Genomic DNA, 19,697 nt, shown 5'->3' on the forward strand with positions numbered 1-19,697 from the left:
ACGGGATAATCCCGGCATGGACGCTTCCCTCCCCTCCCGCCGTCGCCGCCGCACCGCTCGCCGGACGCCGCTGTCCCTGACCGCCGCGCTCTGCGCGGTCGCCCTGGCCGGCGGCTGCTCCCCGGCCGGCACCACGGCCCAGGTCTCCGCCGAGCGGCCGGGGCGGGCGGCGCACTCCGCGCAGCCCGCTCCGCTCACCCAGCGCTCCGGGAACGATCTCCAGACCGACTACGAGACCGTGATCAGGAACGTCCTGCCGTCGGTCGTCCAGATCGAGGCGGGGAACAGTCTGGGCTCGGGCGTCGTCTACGACGGGCAGGGCCACATCGTCACCAACGCCCATGTGATCGGCGGCCGCCGGAGCTTCGCGGTGACCGTCGCCAACAGCGAGCAGCCGCTCCGCGCCGAGCTGGTCTCCAGCTTCCCCGAGCAGGACCTCGCCGTCATCAAGCTGGACACGATGCCGCGGGGGCTGAGGGCCGCGGCGTTCGGCGACACCGCGAAGGTGGCGGTCGGTCAGATCGTGCTGGCCATGGGCTCGCCGCTCGGGCTGTCGAGCAGCGTCACGCAGGGCATCGTCTCGGCGGTCGGGAGGACGGTCAGCGAGGGCGCGGCGGGCGGCGGTACGGGCGCCACCATCGCCAACATGGTGCAGACCTCGGCGGCGATCAACCCGGGCAACAGCGGGGGCGCGCTGGTCAATCTGGACAGCGAGGTGATCGGCATCCCGACGCTGGCCGCGACCGATCCGGAGCTGGGCAACGGCACCGCGCCGGGGATCGGCTTCGCGATCCCGGTGTCGATGGTCAGGACGGTCGCCGACCAGATCATCGAGCACGGCCGGGTCGTCGACTCGGGGCGGGCCGCGCTCGGCATCACGGGGCGTACGGTCGTCGGCCCGGACTACCAGCCGGCCGGCGTCGCGGTCGTCACCGTGCGGAAGGGCGGCGCGGCGGCGGGCGCGGGGATCAAGGCCGGGGACATCATCACGGGGGTCGGCGGGGTGCGGGTGACGACGATCGCCTCGCTCTCCGAGGCCCTCGCGGCGGACAAGCCGGGGCAGAAGGTGAAGGTGACCTTCACCCGGGGCGGCGCGACGAAGACGGCGGAGGTCACGCTCGGCGAGATGTGACGCACGGAGATGCGACGCGTACCGGGCCGTACGCGCGCGAGTTCACGCGCGTACGGCCCACCGCGTCACGCACGCACCGGCGTGCGGTCAGCTCAGCTCGGCTCGGCCTGGAGGCTCATCGGGCCGTAGATCTTGGCACCGTCCTCGAACAGCGACACCTGGTCGGCGCCTCCGTCCAGAAGCTCTCTCCAGACCTCACCGACCCATGACTCTGCGTCCCCCTGCGTCGTGAACTCCTCCGGCTCCACCGCCGGCGGGACCTCCGTCCCGTCGGCCTTCTCGAACCGCCACATCCACGCCATGTGCGCCTCCCGGCTCCCGCGGAACTGATCGATTACCTGCCCGCAGCGTAGCCGGGCGCGCACCGTACGCGGTGACGCGGGAGGATCATCTCTGTGGAACTGACTCTGCTCGGCACCGGTGCCCCCACCGGTCTCCCCCGCCCCCACTGCCCCTGTGCCGCCTGCGCGACCGCACGCGGCCCGTGGGCCCGCGCCGCCACCGCCCTGCTGGTGGACGGTGTGCTGCTGCTGGACCTGACCCCGGGCGCCGCGCTCGCCGCGGCACGCGCCGGGCACTCCCTGGCGGGGGTACGGCAGGTCCTGCTCACCCATCCGCACGACGGCCCCGCGGTGGAGCTGCCCGCCGGGCTGCCGTCGGCCGGGCGCGTCGCGGACGGCCGGGTGCTGACGCTGCTCAGCGGCCACCGGGTGCGGGCGGTGGCGATGGACGCGCCGGGCACGGGGTACGAGGTGACGGGCCCCGGCGGCGAACGGCTGCTGCACCTCCCGCCGGGCGGCGCCCCGGCGGGGGTGTCCCCCGGCAACGGCCGCAACCAGGCCGCCCCCGCCCCGTACGACATGGTCGCCGCCGATGTCGTCGGACGGCCCGACGCGGTGGCCCGGCTGCGCGCTGCGGGCTCGATCGGCCCCGACACGGATGTCATCGCCGTCCATCTCGACCACGACGTACCGCCCGGCCCCGAGCTGGTACGGCGGCTGGCGGCGGCCGGCGCACGGGCGGTCCCCGACGGGACGACGCTGACGGTGGGCGCGTACCACCCCGTACCGGAGGTGCCCCGGCGCACGCTGGTGACGGGCGGGGCGCGCTCGGGCAAGTCCTGGGAGGCGGAGCGGCGGCTGACGGCGTTCCCCGGGGTGCTGTACGTGGCGACGGGCGGCGCCCGGGGCGGCGACACGGAGTGGGAGGAGCGGGTCCGTATCCACCGCGAGCGCCGCCCCGGCTCCTGGCGCACGGCGGAGACCTGCGACCTGGTCCCGCTGCTGGAGGCGGAGGGCCCGCCGCTGCTGATCGACTGCCTGTCGCTGTGGCTGACGGACGCGATGGACCGGGTGAACGCGTGGGACGACGCGGCCTGGTCGTCGGGCGGCGAGAAGGCGCTGCGCGCGCGTACGGCCGAACTGGTCGCGGCGGTGCGGGCCACACGGCGCACGGTGGTGGCGGTGACGAACGAGGTGGGCGCGGGCGTGGTCCCGGCCACCCGCTCGGGCCGCCGCTTCCGCGACGAACTGGGCCGGCTCAACGCCGCGGTCGCGGAGGAGTGCGAGCAGGTCCTCCTGGTGGTCGCGGGCCAGGCCCTCACCCTCAGGTGACACCGTCGAGGGCCGACGAACCGTGCCCTGCGAAAAACACGTAATCTCGCCGGATGAGTTCGCTGAATCTCGATGACTTCTCCGATCTGATCGAGCGCCCCGACAGCGGTACCCGGCGCGACGCCGAGGAACGCCGGGAGCGGCTGGTCGTGGCACCCGGGGCGCTCGGGCGCCTCGACGAGCTGGGTGAGTGGCTCTCGGCCGCGCAGGGGTCCGTACCGGTGCGGGCGGTCGAGCGGCCGCGCGTGGTGCTGTTCGCCGGGGATCACGGTGTCGCCGGTCTCGGTGTGTCGGGCCGGCCCGCGGGCAGTGCGCATGTGCTGGTGCGGGCGGTGCTGGACGGTGCGAGCCCGGTCGCCGTGCTGGCCCGCCGGGCCGGGGTGTCCGTACGGGTCGTGGACGCGGGTCTGGACTGCGATCCGGCGCTGCTGCCCGAGGAGGTCGTACGGCACCGGGTGCGGCGTGGCAGCGGGCGGATCGATGTCGAGGACGCGCTGACGCCGGACGAGGCGGAGCGTGCCGTGCGGCTGGGGATGGCGATCGCGGACGAGGAGGCGGATTCGGGGACGGATCTGGTGGTCCTCGGCGATCTCAGCGTGGGCGGTACGACGGCCGCGGCGACCCTGATCGCGGCGCTGTGCGGCACGGACGCGTCCGTGGTGACGGGGCGGGGCGGCGCGGGGATCGACGATCTGGCGTGGATGCGCAAGTGCGCGGCGGTGCGGGACGCGCTGCGCCGGGCGCGGCCGGTGCTCGGGGATCAGGTGGAGCTGCTGGCGGCGGTGGGCGGCGCGGATCTGGCGGCGATGACGGGGTTCCTGCTGCAGAGCGCGGTGCGCCGGATGCCGGTGATCCTGGACGGTGTGGTGTCGGCGGCGTGTGCGCTCGTGGGGCAGCGGGCGGCGTTCCGGGCTCCGGACTGGTGGCTCGCGGGCCAGTTGAGCGGGGAGCCGGCGCAGGCGAAGGCGCTGGACAGGATGGCGCTCAACCCGCTGCTCGACCAGGGCGTCACTGTGGGCGAGGGTTCCGGGGCGCTGCTCGCGCTTCCCCTGGTCCAGGCCGCCGCCGCGCTCGCCGCGGAGCTGCCGGAGAGGGTGGAGCCCGAGGCCGCGGAGGAGGCCGGGGACGCCGTCGGTGTCGCCGGGTCCGACGGGGTGACCACGACGGAGTAGGGCATCGGATGCGGCGGCCGGGACGGGCCGCCGCCTCACCCGGCATGGAGCGCGATGCCCCATATGATCGCGTTTCATGGGAGAAGTCCACGTGCTTGCCGACCGATCGCCCCGGGTGGGCGCCCCGGATCCGAGGGACACCCCGGGCCGGGGCACGGTCCGTTCGCTGCGGGCCGCCGCGTACGCCGTCTGGTATCTGCGGACCGTCGCCTTCATCAACTTCCTGAGCGCCGTGTGGGTCTCGCTCGGCCAGGATCTGCGCCGGCACAACGTCGACGACTACTTCACCCCGTATCTGCTGACGGCGGGGTTCGCCTCCGGGGTCCTCACGCTCTTCCTGGCGATCACGATGCGGCGCCGCAAGCGCGCCGCCTGGATTCTCAACCTGGTCGTCTCGGGGCTGTTCCTGCTGCTGTTCTCGTTCGCGATGACGTTCGCGGAGATCCGGCACTACGCGCAGAACTGGGTCTCGCTGGGGCTGACGGCCTCGTTCGTCGCTGCGCTGCTGCTGGGGCGCCGCGAGTTCTACGCGAAGGGCGACCGGTCCAATCCGCGGCTGGCCGCGGTGGTGGCGGTGGGCGGGCTGCTGGCGGCCTCGCTGCTGGCGGCGCTGCTGGTGACCGTCACCAACACGGCGCACGGCGGCTCGTCGTTCCCCGAGCGGTGGCGGTACGGCACGATGCGGCTGGTCTCGCTGGCGGCGGACCACGCGCGGTTCCCGGGGATCGCCACGCCCGGCTGGGTCGATGTCGTCATCAACGTCCTCTCGACGCTGCTGCTGCTCGCGGTGGTGTACGCGGCGTTCCGCGCCCGGCGCGCGGTGGATGCGCTGACGGTGGAGGACGAGGCGCGGCTGCGGGTGCTGCTCGACCGGTACGGCGAGCGGGACTCGCTGGGCTATTTCGCGCTGCGCCGCGAGAAGAGCGTCATGTGGTCGCCGACGGGGAAGGCCGCCGTCGCCTATCGCGTGGTGGGCGGGGTGTCGCTGGCGTCGGGGGACCCGATCGGGGATCCGGAGGCGTGGCCGGGGGCGATCACGCCGTGGCTGGCGCAGGCGCGGGAGCACGGCTGGATCCCGGCCGTGATGGGGGCGAGCGAGGAGGCCGGGACGATCTACGCCCGGCACGGTCTGGACGCGCTGGAGCTGGGGGACGAGGCGCTGGTGGAGACCGCCGACTGGACGCTCGCCGGGCGCCGGCCGGGGAAGCCCGCCGCGCTGGAGGGCCGGGCGATGCGGACGGTGCGGCAGGCGTACAACCGGGTCGCGCGGGCCGGTTACCGGGTCAGGATCCGGCGCCATGAGGACATCCCCGCCGAGGAGATGGCCCTGCTGCTGCGGCGCGCGGACGACTGGCGGGACGGGGCCACCGAGCGGGGCTTCTCGATGGCGCTGGGGAGGCTGGGCGATCCGGGCGACGGGCGCTGCGTGATGCTCGAATGCCTGGACAAGGACGGCGAGTTGCGGGCGGTGCTGAGCTTTGTGCCGTGGGGTCCGCACGGTCTCTCGCTCGATCTGATGCGCCGTGACCGGGACGGCGAGAACGGCCTGATGGAGTTCATGGTGATCGAACTCCTCCAGCGGTCCGACGAGATCGGGATCGCGCAGGTCTCGCTGAACTTCGCGATGTTCAGGTCCGTCTTCGAGCGGGGCGCGAAGCTGGGCGCGGGGCCCGTGCTGCGGCTGTGGCGTTCGCTGCTCAGCTTCTTCTCCCGGTGGTGGCAGATCGAGTCGCTGTACCGCGCCAACGCCAAGTACCGGCCGATCTGGGAGCCACGCTTCATGCTCTTCGAGAAGAGCGCGGACCTGCTGCGCATCGGGCTGGCGGCGGGCCGCGCCGAGGGGTTCCTGGAGGCGCCGGGGCTGCCCGGGTGGCTGCATCGCCGACGGCTGGAGAGCCGCCGGTGACCGAGGGGGCGAGGGGGGCGGCGCTCCGTACGCGGCTGCGCCGGTTCGCCCGGCGGGAGTGGGGGCCGCTGCTGACGACGGTGCGGACCGCGCTGTCCGAACGGGGCCCGCGGGCCGTACCGATGACGCTGGCGGCGGTGGGGCTGACGGCGCTGTTCCAGGTCGCGCAGAACCAGCCGTGGGGATACCGGCCGGTGATGGACCTCGGGGCGGTACGGGCCGAGGATCCGCTCGGGGCTGCCCTGCTCCGTACGCCGCTGTCGCTGTTCGTACCGGCGCTCGACCTGCCGGTGTGGGGCGCGCTGGCGCAGATCCTGCTGGTCTTCGGGGTCGCGGAGATCTGCCTGGGCCGGCGGCGGACGCTGCTGATCGCGTACGTGGCGACGCTGGCCGGGACGCTGTACGCGCGGATCGGTGTCGCGCTCGGGCCACAGGTCTTCCCGGGGCTGCCCGCGTCGGACGCGGAGATCGTCGACACGGGCCCTTCGGCGGCGGTCGTGGGGCTCGCGCTGTTCCTGTGCCGGCGCCACCGGGCCTGGTGGACGGCGGGGGCGCTGCTCCTGGCGCTGATCGGGGAGTGCCTGGTCAAGGACAATCTGGCGGGCCGTGAACATCTGGCGGCGTCGGCGGCGGTGCTGGCGCTGATCGCCGTGCTGGAGCACAGGGAGCGCTCCAGGCACAGGCGGCGCGCGAGGCGGCGGCCCCGCCCCGGGTTGCGCCGGGGCGTGCCCTACGGCTGGTCGGGGGTCCCGCCGATCCAGTCCTGGACGCGGCGGCGCGGGCCGGCCCAGCGCAGATCACGGCGGTAGGCGCGGAGCGCCGCCCTGGCGCGCGCCTTGGGGCGGCGGCGGTAGAAGCGGCGGGCGTACGGCGATCCCGGTTTGGCCAGCCGGATCGCGCCGACGAGCGCGACGAAGGGCACCAGCGTGCCGATGAGGGTCATACGGAGCTTGCCCTTGAAGAGCGCCACGAGCACGAAGACGAAGTTGACCAGGAGGGTGAGGATCGCGGAGCCGCGGCTCTGTTCCTGGCCTGGGGTGAGCTCGTTGACGTCGAGCGGCGAGAACCCGCTGAGGACGAGCAGGGCGAGCGCGGCGGCGAGGACGACGACCTCCACGCTCTGGCGGCCCTGTTCGCTCCAGTACACGTCGTGGAGGTGCAGGATCAGCGCGAACTCGTCGAGTACGAGCCCCGCGCCGATGCCGAAGATCACGGCGCAGACGCACGCGGTCACCCCGTGGCGTCCGCTGCCGACGGCGCCGAAGCCGCCGATCACGGTGAGCACCACACCGGGGACCACGTGGTGGATGTGCGTCCCGCCCGCCGCGATGTTCCGGAAGGGGCCCTTCCCGGCCCGGATGAGCCGGGTGACCGTACGCGTCAGCAGGAAGGTGAGGACGAAGGAGGCGAGGGCGAGCAGGGTGGGGAGCTTGCCCGGCTCGGTGATGTTCTGGTGGAACCAGTGCCCCATGCCCTCTGCGCCTCTGCTCCCTCTGCTCCCGAATCCGCGCCGCACGCGCCGTACAGGCGGTACCGCGCCGTACGCGCCGTACGCGTAATTTAGTACCTTTCGCGGCGTTGGCGCCTTTCGGCTCCGTCCGCCCTGCCCCGGGCGCGGAGCCGGCGCCCGGCTACCCTTCCCGCGATGACCTCCTCGAACGACCGCGCCTCGCTCGCCGACGGCCTGCGCTTCGCGTTCGGCACCCTCACCGTGCTCCCCGTCCGCGTGGCGCGCTGGGACCGTACGGCCGCCCGCGCCGGGATGCTGAGCGCCCCGGCCGCCGGGCTGGCCGTGGGCGGCTGCGCGGCGGCGGCCGGGGCGGGGCTGCTGCTCGCTGGCGCCTCGCCGCTGCTGGCCGGTGTGGCGGCCGTCGCCGTGCCCGCCGTGCTCACCCGGGGGCTGCACCTGGACGGGCTCGCGGACACGGCGGACGGCCTGGGCAGCGCCAGGCCCGCCGAGGACGCGCTGCGGATCATGAAGCGGTCGGACATCGGCCCGTTCGGCGTGATCACCTTGCTGCTGGCACTGTTCGCGCAGGTCGCGGCGGTGGCGGAGCTGTACGGCGCGTCCCCGGCCCGGGGCGCGGTGGCGGCCGTACTGGCCGGGCTCGTCTCCCGGCTCGCGCTCACCCTCGGCTGCCGTGCGGGCGTACCCCCGGCCCGTCCCGAGGGGCTGGGCGCCGCGGTCGCGGGCACGGTGGGGCTGCGGGCCGCCTGGTGCACGGCGGCGCTGGTCATCTGCGCGGGCGCGGCGGCGGGCGGGCTCTTCGGGGCGGCCGAAGCCGTGCACCACGCGCTGGCGGTGGTGGCCGGGCTCGGTGCGGCGGGGCTGCTGCTGGCGCACTGCGTACGGCGCTTCGGCGGGGTCACCGGCGATGTGTTCGGCGCGCTCGCGGAGACGGCCACGACGGTGGTCCTGGTCACACTGACGCTGGGCTGACGCCCTGCCGCGAGGTCGGGTCCGGGGCCGTGCCAAAAGGCCGTACCAAAAGGTGGGGAACACCCCCACAGACGAGTGAACCGCCGCCGCCGTGAGGGCCGTCCATCACCGAGCGTAGGCTCGTCCCCGCCGCGCGCGGCCGGGACGGGCGACGCGGCGGTGACGGCCGGTGCAACCCCCCGGCCGTCGAGAACTCAATGGAAGCGAGATTTCACCACCGTGACTGCTCTCACTCTTAAGCCTGCCGGCGCGGCGACCCTGCGCGTCGACGCGATCGTCGTCGGCGTCGCGAAGGGCCCCAAGGGGCCGGTGGCGGCTCCGGGCGCCGAGGACGTGGACAAGGCGTTCGACGGAAAGCTCGCCGCCGTCCTGGAGACCCTCGGTGCCTCCGGCGGCGAGAGCGAGGTGACCAAGCTGCCCGCGCAGGGTGGTCTGAAGGCCCCGGTCGTCATCGCGGTCGGCCTCGGCCCCGTACCGGAGAAGGACGAGACGTACGGCGCCGAGACGCTGCGCCGGGCCGCCGGCTCCGCGGCGCGCGCCCTCTCCGGCGTCAAGAAGGCCGCGTTCGCGCTGCCCGTCGAGGCGGTCGAGGACATCGAGGCGATCGCCGAGGGCGCACTGCTCGGCGCGTACGCCTTCACCGCCTACCAGGGCGGCGAGAAGAAGGCGAAGAAGGGCGAAGGGCCCAAGCAGCCGCTCGGCGAGGTCGCGCTGGTCGGCGCGAAGCCGCGTGACAAGGCCCACAAGGCCGCGGCGGAGCGGGCGCTCGCGCTGGCCGAGGAGGTCAACCGCGCCCGTGACCTGGTGAACACCCCGCCGAACGACCTCACGCCCGAGTCCTTCGCCGCCGTGGTCACCGCCGCGGGCAAGGAGCACGGCATCAAGGTCCAGGTCCTGGACGAGAAGGCGCTCGCCAAGGGCGGCTACGGCGGCATCCTCGGCGTCGGCCAGGGCTCGGCGAACCCGCCGCGCCTGGTGAAGCTCGCGTACACGCACCCCGGCGCCGAGAAGACGCTCGCGCTCGTCGGCAAGGGCATCACGTACGACTCGGGCGGCATCTCGCTGAAGCCCGCCGGGCACAACGAGACGATGAAGTGCGACATGAGCGGCGCCGCCGCCGTGTTCGCCGCCGTCGTCGCCGCCGCGCGGCTGGGCCTGCCGGTCAACATCACCGGCTGGCTGGCGCTGGCCGAGAACATGCCGTCGGGGACCGCGATCCGCCCCGGTGACGTGCTGCGCATGTACAGCGGCAAGACCGTCGAGGTCCTCAACACCGACGCCGAGGGCCGGCTCGTGCTGGCGGACGCGCTGACCCGCGCCTCGGAGGAGAACCCGGACGCGATCGTGGACGTGGCGACCCTGACCGGCGCGATGGTGCTGGCGCTGGGCAACCGCACCTTCGGCATCATGTCGAACGACGACGCGTTCCGTACGTCCCTGCACGAGATCGCCGAGGAGGCGGGCGAGGCGTCCTGGCCGATGCCGCTCCCCGGCGACCTGCGCAAGGGCATGGACTCCCCCACCGCGGACCTGGCGAACATGGGCGAGCGGATGGGCGGCGGGCTGGTCGCCGGCCTCTTCCTGAAGGAGTTCGTCGGCGAGGGCATCACCTGGGCGCACCTGGACATCGCGGGCCCGGCGTTCCACGAGGGCGCCCCGTACGGCTACACCCCCAAGGGCGGCACGGGCTCCTCGGTGCGCACCCTGGTGCGGCTGGCGGAACGTACCGCCTCGGGCGACCTGGCCTGACCCGGGACCGGTGGGGTACGGGGGTCAGGGTGCGGGCGGGGAGTGAGCGCCCGCACCCTGACCCCCGACCCCGTCGGGCGGCGCACCGTGCAAAGATGGGTAATCGGCAGGACAGGGCCCCCACCACAGGGCCGAAGACATAGCGGCCGAAGACCAGCCGCCGCCCGGTCAATGTGAGACCGCGCCCGGCGCACATGCATGGAGGACGTGACGTGGCGAACGACGCCAGCACCGTTTTCGACCTAGTGATCCTCGGCGGCGGTAGCGGCGGTTACGCCGCGGCGCTGCGCGGAGCGCAGCTTGGTCTGGACGTCGCACTGATCGAGAAGAACAAGCTGGGCGGCACCTGCCTGCACAACGGCTGCATCCCCACGAAGGCCCTGCTGCACGCCGGCGAGATCGCCGACCAGGCACGCGAGAGCGAGCAGTTCGGTGTCAAGGCCACCTTCGAGGGTGTCGACATCGCCGGGGTCCACAAGTACAAGGACGACGTGATCGCGGGCCTGTACAAGGGGCTCCAGGGGCTGGTCGCCTCCCGCAAGGTGACGTACATCGAGGGCGAGGGCCGGCTCTCGTCCCCCACCTCCGTCGACGTGAACGGCCAGCGCGTCCAGGGCCGCCACGTGCTGCTCGCGACCGGTTCCGTACCGAAGTCGCTGCCGGGCCTGGAGATCGACGGGGACCGGATCATCTCCTCGGACCACGCGCTGACGCTGAACCGCGTCCCGGAGTCCGCGATCATCCTGGGCGGCGGCGTCATCGGCGTCGAGTTCGCCTCCGCGTGGAAGTCCTTCGGTACGGACGTCACCGTCATCGAGGGCCTGAAGCACTTGGTCCCGGTCGAGGACGAGAACAGCTCCAAGCTGCTGGAGCGCGCGTTCCGCAAGCGCGGGATCAAGTTCAACCTCGGTACGTTCTTCGAGAAGGCCGAGTACACGGAGACGGGCGTCCGCGTCACGCTCGCCGACGGCAAGACCTTCGAGGCGGAGGTGCTGCTGGTCGCGATCGGCCGCGGCCCGGTCTCGCAGGGCCTCGGGTACGAGGAGCAGGGCGTCGCCGTCGACCGCGGCTATGTCGTCGTCGACGAGTACATGCGCACGAACGTGGAGACGATCTCGGCGGTCGGTGACCTCGTCCCGACCCTCCAGCTCGCGCACGTGGGCTTCGCCGAGGGCATCCTCGTCGCCGAGCGGCTGGCCGGTCTGAAGACCGTCCCGATCGACTACGACGGCGTGCCCCGGGTGACGTACTGCCACCCCGAGGTCGCCTCCGTCGGCATCACCGAGGCCAAGGCCAAGGAGATCTACGGCGCGGACAAGGTCGTCGCCCTCAAGTACAACCTCGCGGGCAACGGGAAGAGCAAGATCCTCAAGACCGCCGGTGAGATCAAGCTCGTCCAGGTCAAGGACGGTGCCGTGGTCGGTGTCCACATGGTCGGCGACCGTATGGGCGAGCAGGTCGGCGAGGCTCAGCTCATCTACAACTGGGAGGCTCTGCCGGCCGAGGTCGCGCAGCTCATCCACGCGCACCCGACCCAGAGCGAGGCGCTCGGCGAGGCCCACCTGGCCCTGGCCGGCAAGCCGCTGCACTCCCACGACTGATGGCCAGTGCCGCGACCGGCAATTTTGCCCCGAAGGAGCGTCGTCAGGTGCGTGCGATCGCAAGGCGGCCGGAAGTCCTTGTAGCGGAGCTACCAGGGCTTCCGGCCAACGCCGCGAGCGTGCGTGCTGGGCGGCGCGACGGGGCAAAACTTGCCGCGAGGGGCACTAGGTCCGGGCGCGACGACCACTTCCGTACTTCCCCTCGCTCGGCGCCCCGCGCGAGCTGGGGAGACACCACCGTTAGGAGCAACTGAAACCATGTCGGTTTCTGTAACCCTGCCGGCGCTCGGCGAGAGCGTCACCGAGGGCACTGTCACCCGCTGGCTGAAGGCCGAGGGCGAGCGCGTCGAGGCCGACGAGCCGCTGCTGGAGGTCTCGACCGACAAGGTCGACACCGAGATCCCGGCGCCCGTCGCCGGTGTACTGGCGTCCATCAAGGTCGCCGAGGACGAGACCGTCGAGGTCGGCGCCGAGCTGGCCATCATCGACGACGGTACGGGCGGCCACGAGGCGGCCCAGCCGACGGAGGCCGCCCCGGCCACCGTGACCGAGCCCGCTCCGGCTCCCGCCGCCGAGCCGGCCCCGGCCGCCGAGGCTCCGGCCGCTCCGGCGCCCGCTGCCGAGGCCGCTCCCGCCGCCGCCCCGGCGGGTGGCGCCTCCGGTACCGATGTCACGCTGCCCGCGCTGGGCGAGTCGGTCACCGAGGGCACCGTCACCCGCTGGCTGAAGGAGGTCGGCGAGGAGGTCGCGGAGGACGAGCCGCTCCTTGAGGTCTCCACGGACAAGGTCGACACCGAGATCCCCGCCCCGGTCGCCGGTGTGCTGCTGGAGATCGTGGTCGGCGAGGACGAGACCGCGGAGGTCGGCGCGAAGCTGGCCGTCATCGGCGCCCCGGGCGCGGCTCCGGCCGCCCCCGCCCAGGAGGCCCCGAAGGCTCCGGCGCCCGCGCCGGCCGCCCCCGCCGCCCCGGCACCGGCCCCCGCGCCGGCCCAGGCCGCCGCTCCGGCTCCGGCCGCTCCGGCGCCCGTCACCCCGGCCCCCGCGGCTCCCGCCGCGCCGGCCGCTCCCGCGGGCGACGACGGCGCGTACGTCACGCCGCTGGTCCGCAAGCTGGCCGCGGAGAACGCGGTCGACCTGGCGTCCGTCAAGGGCACCGGCGTCGGCGGCCGGATCCGTAAGCAGGACGTCATCGCCGCCGCGGAGGCCGCCAAGGCCGCCGCTGCCGCTCCGGCCCCGGCCGCCGCCCCCGCGGCGTCCAAGGCGCCGAAGCTGGAGGCGTCCCCGCTGCGCGGTCAGACCGTCAAGATGCCCCGCATGCGCAAGGTCATCGGCGACAACCTGATGAAGGCGCTGCACTCGCAGGCCCAGCTCACCTCCGTGATCGAGGTGGACATCACCAAGCTGATGCGGCTGCGCGCGCAGGCGAAGGACTCCTTCGCCGCCCGTGAGGGCGTCAAGCTGTCCCCGATGCCGTTCTTCGTCAAGGCGGCGGCCCAGGCGCTGAAGGCCCACCCGGTCATCAACGCCCGGATCAACGAGGACGAGGGCACGATCACGTACTTCGACTCGGAGAACATCGGTATCGCGGTGGACTCCGAGAAGGGTCTGATGACCCCGGTCATCAAGGGTGCGGGCGACCTGAACATCGCCGGTATCTCCAAGAAGACCGCGGAGCTGGCGGCGGCCGTCCGGTCCAGCAAGATCGCCCCGGACGACCTGGCGGGCGCGACCTTCACCGTCAGCAACACCGGCTCGCGCGGTGCGCTCTTCGACACGATCATCGTGCCGCCGAGCCAGGTCGCCATCCTGGGCATCGGCGCCACCGTGCGGCGCCCGGTGGTCATCAACCACCCGGACCTCGGTGAGACCATCGCGGTGCGCGACATGACGTACGTCGCGCTCTCCTACGACCACCGTCTGGTGGACGGCGCCGACGCCGCCCGCTACCTGACGGCGGTCAAGGCCATCCTCGAAGCGGGCGAGTTCGAGGTGGAGCTGGGTCTCTGACCCGGGCCGTACCAGACACGCCGTACCAAGGCACAGCCCCCGTCCGGAGACTGTTCTCCGGGCGGGGGCGCCGTATTGTCCAGACAACGTCCGGCCCGGCCCGAGGAGCCCTTCATGAGTCCGCCCGTCGTCCACTCGCTGCGGGAACAGATCCGCGAGCACATCGTGGAAGGGATCGTCAGCGGTCGCTGGAAGCCGGGTGAGCGGATCGTGGAGCGCCGGATCGCGACGGAGCTCCAGGTCAGCCAGACGCCCGTACGGGAGGCGCTGCGCGAGCTGGAGTCCCTGCGGCTGATCGAGTCGGCGCCGAACAAGGGCGTACGCGTCCGCAACCTGACCGCGGCCGACCTGGAGGAGAGCTATCCCGTACGGGCCGGTCTGGAGCAGATCGCCGCGGAGCTGGCCGCCGAGCGGCTCGCCGTGGACTGCTCGGCGCTGGAGCCGCATGTGACGGCGCTGTACACGGCGGACCGTACGGCCGACGGGACCGCGCAGGTACGGCACACGGTGGGCTTCCACCGGGAGCTGGTGCGGGCCGCCGGTAACGGAGTGCTGCTGCACACCTGGGAGGGGCTCGGCATCGAGGTGTTCACCGCGCTGTCGATCCGCTGGCTCGGCACGGTGCAGAAGTCGTACGCCGAAGAGCATCAGGAGCTGGTCGAAGCGTTCCGCAGACGGGACCCGGGCATCGGCTCACTGGTGAAGGACCATGTGCTCGGATGCGCGCCGCGTGCCTGATTCCACCCCATCTGTCATGAATTACCGTCCGTCACTCCGTGCCCTTTCGTGCGGCACGGGATGCCAATTCCTTGAGATCGAGAAGTTTTGCCGTTCAACCCTTTGATCGATCATCGATCAGCGAATTACAGTCGACGACGGGCTGCACCCAGCCCAGCGTCCTGTCCTGCCAGACATGACCACTTCTCCACCCCCCTCCTGTCCGGAAGGCGGCGATGATGCCCGACCCCGTAGGCAAGCTTCCGAGCGAGCTGGACCAGCTCCCGGACCGTGACACCGAGGAGACCGCCGAATGGGCGGCCTCCCTCGACGCCGTCACCGAACACGCGGGCCCGCACCGCGCCGCGTACCTCATGCGGCGCACCCTCCAGCACGCGGGAACCGCCGGGGTCCCGGTGCCCGAGCTGCTGGAGAGCGACTATGTGAACACCATCCCGACCGCCGCCGAGCCCGAGTTCGACGGCGATCTGGAGATGGAGTCCAGGATCACCGCCTGGAACCGCTGGAACGCGGCGGCGATGGTCACCCGCGGCGCCCGTTACGGCGTCGGCGGCCACATCGCCACCTTCGCCTCGGCGGCCTGGCTGTACGAGACGGGCTTCAACCACTTCTTCCGCGGCAAGGAGGGGGACGGCTCCGGCGACCAGCTCTACATCCAGGGCCACGCCTCCCCCGGCATATACGCCCGCGCCTTCCTCGACGGCCGGCTGACCGAGACGGACCTGGACCACTTCCGCCAGGAGTCCGGCGGCCAGGGCCTGCCCTCGTACCCGCACCCGCGGCGGCTGCCGTGGCTGTGGGAGTTCCCCACCGTCTCCATGGGCCTGGGCCCGCTCTCCGCGATCTACCAGGCGCGCTTCAACCGCTACCTGACCAACCGCGGTATCAAGGACACGTCCGCCTCGCACGTCTGGGCGTTCCTCGGCGACGGCGAGATGGACGAGCCCGAGTCGACGGCGGCCCTCGCCCTCGCGGCACGGGAGCGGCTGGACAACCTGACCTTCGTCATCAACTGCAACCTCCAGCGCCTCGACGGCCCGGTCCGCGCCAACTTCCGGGTCGTGCAGGAGCTGGAGGCGCAGTTCCGCGGCGCCGGCTGGAACGTCGTCAAGACGCTGTGGGGCTCCGCCTGGGACGAGGTGTTCGCGCTGGACACCACGGGCGCGCTGGTACGCCGGCTGCGCCAGGTACCGGACGCCCAGTTCCAGACGTACGCCACGCGGGACGTCGCGTACATCCGCGAGCACTTCTTCGGCGCCGAGCCGGCCCTCGCCGAGCTGGCGAAGCTGCTGACCGACGCGAAGATCGCCGAGTGTTTCTTCACCTCGCGCGGTGGCCACGAGGCCCGCAAGGTGTACGCGGCCTACCGTGCGGCGCTGTCCCACGAGGGCGCGCCGACCGTGATCCTCGCGCAGACGGTGAAGGGCTACACGCTCGGCGCCGGCTTCGAGTCGCGCAACGCCAACCACCAGATGAAGAAGCTCTCGGGCGAGCAGTTCCGCACCATGCGCGACCTGCTGGACCTGCCCATCCCGGACGCGAAACTCGACGAGAGCCTGGTGCCGTACGGCCACCCCGGCGCGGACTCCCCCGAGGTGCGCTACCTCCAGGAGCGGCGCGCCGCGCTGGGCGGCCCCGCCCCGGCCCGCCGGGTGCACGCGGTCGCGCTGCCCCAGCCGACGGAGAAGCCGTTCCAGGCCGTCACCAAGGGCTCGGGCAAGCAGTCCGTGGCGACGACGATGGCGTTCGTCCGGCTGATGAAGGACCTGATGCGGGACAAGGAGACCGGCAAGCGCTGGGTCCCGATCGTCCCCGACGAGGCGCGCACCTTCGGCATGGAGGCGCTGTTCCCCTCGGCCGGCATCTACTCGCCGCTGGGCCAGACGTACGACCCGGTCGACCGCGACCAGATCATGTACTACAAGGAAGCCAAGGACGGCCAGATCCTCAACGAGGGGATCACCGAGGCCGGTTCGATGGCGGACTTCATCGCCGCCGCCACGTCGTACGCGACGCACGGCGAGACGATGATCCCGTTCTACATCTTCTACTCGATGTTCGGCTGGCAGCGCACGGGCGACCAGATGTGGCAGCTCGCCGACCAGATGGGCAAGGGGTTCATCGTCGGCGCCACCGCGGGCCGCACGACCCTGACCGGCGAGGGCCTCCAGCACGCGGACGGCCACTCGCACCTCATCGCGGCCACCAACCCGGCCTCCCTCAGCTACGACCCCGCGTTCGCCTACGAGATCGCGGTGATCGTCAAGGAGGGCCTGCGGCGGATGTACGGCGAGCCCGTACCCGGCGAGGACCAGGACGTCTTCTACTACCTGACGGTCTACAACGAGCCGATGCCGCAGCCCGCGATGCCGGAAGGCGTCGAGGAGGGCATCGTCAAGGGCCTGTACCGCTTCAAGGAGGGCGTCCCGGCGGCGGCCGACGCCCCGGCGATCCAGCTCCTGGCGTCCGGTACGGCCATCCACTGGGTCCTGGAGGCGCAGGAACTGCTCGCCGCCGACTGGGGCGTGACGGCCGACGTCTGGTCCGCCACGTCCTGGACCGAGCTGCGCAGGGACGCGCTGGAGGCCGACGAGGCCCTGCTGCGCGGCGAGGAGAAGGTGCCGTACGTGACCCGCGCGCTCGAAGGCGCGCCGGGCCCGGTCCTCGCGGTCAGCGACTGGATGCGGCAGGTGCCGGACCAGATCAGCCAGTGGGTCGAGCAGGACTACAGCTCGCTCGGCACGGACGGCTTCGGGCTCTCGGACACCCGGGAGGCGGCCCGCCGTCACTTCGGGGTCGACGCCCGGTCGATCGTGGTCGCGGCGCTGGCGCAGCTCGCCCGCCGGGGCGAGGTCAAGCCGGAGCGGATCGCGGAGGCACGCGAGCGCTACGGTCTCTGACGGCCGGTCTCCGGCGGCGGGTCCCTGGCGGCCGGACTCTGGCGGCTGGTTTCCGGCGGCTGGTTTCCGGCGGCGGGTCCCTGGCTGCTGGTCCCTGGCGGCCGGTCTCTTCGCAGCCGCCATGACCCTTCGCAGCCCCTATAGCAGGTCGGGGAGCCCCTGTCACTGAGTGGCAGGGGCTCCCTGCATCATGGACGTATGCGTGCTGCCCGCCTGATCAAGATGGTCCTTCTCCTCCAGTCCAGACCCTCCATGACCGCGGGCGAACTGGCCCGCGAGCTGGAGGTGTCCGAGCGCACGATCACCCGCGACGCCCAGGCCCTCTCCGAGGCCGGGATCCCGGTGTACGCGAACCGGGGCAGGTCCGGCGGCTACCGGCTGGTCGGCGGCTACCGCACCCGGCTGACCGGACTGGCGCGCGGCGAGGCGGAGGCGCTGTTCCTCTCGGGGGTACCGGGGGCGCTGCGGGAGATGGGCCTCGACGACATCTCGTCGGCCGCCCGCCTGAAGGTCTCGGCGGCGCTGCTGCCGTCGCTGCGGGACGCGCAGGACACGGCGGCGCAGCGCTTCCACCTCGACGCGCCCGGCTGGTACCACGAGCCCCAGACGCCGGAGCTGCTGCCGGTGGTGGCGGAGGCGGTCTGGGACGACCGGCTGGTCGCGGCGCGCTATCTGCGCGAGGACGCGGAGGTGGAACGGGAGCTGGCGCCGTACGGGCTCGTGCTGAAGGCGGGTGTCTGGTACTTGTGCGCCGGTACGGAGTCCACGTTCCGGGTCTACCGGATCGACCGGTTCACGGCGGTGGAGACCTCGCAGGAACGTTTCGTCAGAGATGAGTGCTTCGATCTGCCGGCGTTCTGGGAGGAGCGCGCGGCGGAGTTCGCGCGCTCCCTCCTGCGCACGGAGATCGAGGTGCGCCTCTCGCCCGAGGGCGCCCGCAGACTCCCGTACGTGACGGACCGCGCGGCGGCGCGCGCGGCGATCGAGGCGGCGCCCCCGGCGGACGAGGAGGACCGGATCACGCTCACGCTGCCGGTGGAGTCCGAGGAGGTCGCGTACGGCCAACTGCTGACGCTGGGCCCGGACGCGGAGGTCCTGGCGCCGGAGACGCTGAGGAGCCGGTTCGCGGAGGCGGCGGCTCGGATGGACGACCTGTACCGGTAGCGGACGGACGACCGTACCGGCAGGGGTCCGCGCGACCCCACAGGTCACAGAAGTCCCCGTAACTCGCGGCTCCGCGTGCGCCGCCCCTCCTCAGGCACGATGCTTGACCCGTGATGGACGAGACGGAGTTCTGGGAGATCGTCGACAGCACCCGCGAGGCCGCCGAGGGCGACCCCGACGACCATGCGGATCTGCTGGTCGAGCGGCTGCTTCAGCTCGATCCCGACTCCGTACTGGACTTCGCGCGGCACTTCGAGTCGCGCTACAACCGGGCGTACCACTGGGATCTGTGGGGCGCGGCGGCCGTCCTGCTCGGCGGGGCGAGCGACGACGCCTTCGACTACTTCCGCTGCTGGCTCATCGGGCAGGGCCGGGAGATCTTCGAGGGCGCGCTGCACGATCCGGACAGCCTGGCCGAGCTGCTCGACGAGTTCGACGAGACCGTCGACGGGGACGGCGAGGAACTGGGGTACGCGGCGGACGAGGCGTACGAGCAGCTCACCGGGGTGGTGGCGCCCGCCCTGGGGATCGCGGCGCAGCGCGCGGAGCCGGAGGGCACGCCGCTCGACTTCGAGGACGAGGCGGCGCTGGCGGAGCGGTTCCCCCGGCTGACGGAGCGCTTCGGAGGCGAGTGAGCCGGGGGCGGTCGCCGTTTCGGGGCCGACTGCTCCGGGGCGGTGCCCCGGCGGTGCCTGGTGGCTCACTCCAGCGGGAGCGCCATCAGTACGTCGTCGACGTACGCCCCGTCCAGGTGGAACTCCCCCGGCAGGATCCCCTCGACGCGGTACCCCTCGGCCTCGTACAGCGCCCGCGCCGCCGTGTTGTGCCCCAGGACGCGCAGGGTCAGCCGGCGCGCGCCCTGGTTGCGCGCGTGCAGCGCGCCCGCGCGCAGCAGGGCGCGCGCCACGCCCCGGCGGCGCGCCCAGGGATGGACCGCGAGGCCCTGGATCTGCCGTACGTGCGCGTTGCTGGCGAGCGGGGTGGGGCGGGCGACGCGGATGTACCCGGCGATGGCGTCCTCGGGGTCGCGGGTCCCGCCGCCCCGGAGGCCGGGGCCGCCGTCGAACCCGGCGACCAGGAAGTCCTCCGGGCGGTGCTGGGCGTCGAAGAACGGTCCGTACGGCGGGCTGGGCCTGGGCGTGACGGCGTGCAGCGGCGACCAGGTCGCCCGGTCGAGCGCGCCGAGGGCCTCGTCGTCCGCGCGTACGGCGGGGCGTATCCGGGGTTCCACCATGGCGCAACTGTGCCATGGGATGTTCCGGAGGCAGGATGGGT

The 19,697-nt window shown here is 72.8% G+C and carries 16 protein-coding genes; 13 read left to right on the forward strand and 3 right to left on the reverse strand.

Annotation, left to right across the window (positions count from 1 at the left end; genetic code table 11):
* Positions 1-16: 16 nt before the first annotated feature.
* Positions 17-1,132 carry a trypsin-like peptidase domain-containing protein gene (locus ACIO3P_RS02200; RefSeq protein WP_329825955.1) on the forward strand — a complete coding sequence of 372 codons (1,116 nt, stop codon included), beginning with the start codon at positions 17-19 and terminating at the stop codon, positions 1,130-1,132.
* 92 nt (positions 1,133-1,224) lie between these two features.
* On the opposite strand, the gene ACIO3P_RS02205 is transcribed toward ACIO3P_RS02200, so the two are convergent.
* Positions 1,225-1,434, reverse strand: a complete 210-nt coding sequence (locus ACIO3P_RS02205; RefSeq protein ID WP_329825954.1) for a hypothetical protein — start codon at positions 1,432-1,434, stop codon at positions 1,225-1,227.
* Positions 1,435-1,527: 93 nt separating this feature from the next.
* Here ACIO3P_RS02205 and ACIO3P_RS02210 point away from each other — a divergent pair, with 93 nt between their 5' ends.
* The 4 genes from ACIO3P_RS02210 to ACIO3P_RS02225 all read left to right on the forward strand — a co-directional run bounded on the left by ACIO3P_RS02210 (position 1,528) and on the right by ACIO3P_RS02225 (position 6,632).
* Positions 1,528-2,745, forward strand: a complete 1,218-nt coding sequence (locus ACIO3P_RS02210; RefSeq protein WP_329825953.1) for a bifunctional adenosylcobinamide kinase/adenosylcobinamide-phosphate guanylyltransferase — start codon at positions 1,528-1,530, stop codon at positions 2,743-2,745.
* A 53-nt stretch (positions 2,746-2,798) separates the two neighbouring features.
* Complete coding sequence (gene cobT, locus ACIO3P_RS02215; protein WP_329825952.1) at positions 2,799-3,917, forward strand: nicotinate-nucleotide--dimethylbenzimidazole phosphoribosyltransferase; 1,119 nt, start codon at positions 2,799-2,801, stop codon at positions 3,915-3,917.
* Between the two features lie 76 nt (positions 3,918-3,993).
* Entirely contained in the window at positions 3,994-5,823 is a 1,830-nt protein-coding gene (locus tag ACIO3P_RS02220; protein WP_329825951.1) for a phosphatidylglycerol lysyltransferase domain-containing protein, read from the forward strand.
* On the forward strand, positions 5,820-6,632 hold the full coding sequence (locus ACIO3P_RS02225) for a hypothetical protein (protein ID WP_401850421.1): 813 nt from the start codon (positions 5,820-5,822) through the stop codon (positions 6,630-6,632). Before ACIO3P_RS02220 ends, ACIO3P_RS02225 begins: the two co-directional genes overlap by 4 nt.
* Here ACIO3P_RS02225 and ACIO3P_RS02230 read toward each other — a convergent pair.
* Complete coding sequence (locus tag ACIO3P_RS02230) at positions 6,554-7,294, reverse strand: hypothetical protein (protein WP_401850423.1); 741 nt, start codon at positions 7,292-7,294, stop codon at positions 6,554-6,556. The genes ACIO3P_RS02225 and ACIO3P_RS02230 overlap by 79 nt on opposite strands.
* Positions 7,295-7,468: 174 nt before the next feature.
* On the opposite strand from ACIO3P_RS02230, the gene ACIO3P_RS02235 reads away from it, so the two are divergent.
* The 8 genes from ACIO3P_RS02235 (at position 7,469) to ACIO3P_RS02270 (ending at position 19,057) form a co-directional block, all read left to right on the forward strand.
* A complete protein-coding gene (locus ACIO3P_RS02235) occupies positions 7,469-8,263 on the forward strand; it encodes an adenosylcobinamide-GDP ribazoletransferase (RefSeq protein WP_329825948.1) in 795 nt (264 codons plus the stop codon).
* Positions 8,264-8,482: 219 nt separating this feature from the next.
* On the forward strand, positions 8,483-10,012 hold the full coding sequence (locus ACIO3P_RS02240) for a leucyl aminopeptidase (protein WP_401850425.1): 1,530 nt from the start codon (positions 8,483-8,485) through the stop codon (positions 10,010-10,012).
* A 212-nt stretch (positions 10,013-10,224) separates the two neighbouring features.
* The gene (gene lpdA, locus ACIO3P_RS02245) at positions 10,225-11,613 is read left to right on the forward strand and encodes a dihydrolipoyl dehydrogenase (protein ID WP_329825946.1); all 1,389 of its coding nucleotides are present in this window, start codon (positions 10,225-10,227) and stop codon (positions 11,611-11,613) included.
* 258 nt (positions 11,614-11,871) lie between these two features.
* Entirely contained in the window at positions 11,872-13,620 is a 1,749-nt protein-coding gene (sucB, locus tag ACIO3P_RS02250; protein ID WP_401850426.1) for a 2-oxoglutarate dehydrogenase, E2 component, dihydrolipoamide succinyltransferase, read from the forward strand.
* Positions 13,621-13,734: 114 nt separating this feature from the next.
* A complete protein-coding gene (locus ACIO3P_RS02255) occupies positions 13,735-14,358 on the forward strand; it encodes a GntR family transcriptional regulator (protein WP_329825944.1) in 624 nt (207 codons plus the stop codon).
* Positions 14,359-14,576: 218 nt separating this feature from the next.
* Positions 14,577-17,258, forward strand: a complete 2,682-nt coding sequence (gene aceE, locus ACIO3P_RS02260; RefSeq protein WP_329825943.1) for a pyruvate dehydrogenase (acetyl-transferring), homodimeric type — start codon at positions 14,577-14,579, stop codon at positions 17,256-17,258.
* A gap of 198 nt (positions 17,259-17,456) precedes the next feature.
* Entirely contained in the window at positions 17,457-18,422 is a 966-nt protein-coding gene (locus ACIO3P_RS02265) for a WYL domain-containing protein (protein WP_329825942.1), read from the forward strand.
* A gap of 113 nt (positions 18,423-18,535) precedes the next feature.
* Positions 18,536-19,057 (forward strand): DUF4240 domain-containing protein, encoded by a 522-nt coding sequence (locus tag ACIO3P_RS02270; protein WP_329826306.1) that lies wholly within the window; start codon positions 18,536-18,538, stop codon positions 19,055-19,057.
* A 65-nt stretch (positions 19,058-19,122) separates the two neighbouring features.
* Here the strand turns inward: ACIO3P_RS02270 and ACIO3P_RS02275 are convergent, their stop codons facing one another.
* Positions 19,123-19,656: a GNAT family N-acetyltransferase gene (locus tag ACIO3P_RS02275; protein ID WP_401850427.1), complete on the reverse strand. Its 534-nt coding sequence runs from the start codon at positions 19,654-19,656 to the stop codon at positions 19,123-19,125.
* Positions 19,657-19,697: the final 41 nt, after the last annotated feature.

It is taken from the genome of Streptomyces sp. NPDC087310 (genome assembly GCF_044744405.1).
Classification (GTDB): domain Bacteria; phylum Actinomycetota; class Actinomycetes; order Streptomycetales; family Streptomycetaceae; genus Streptomyces.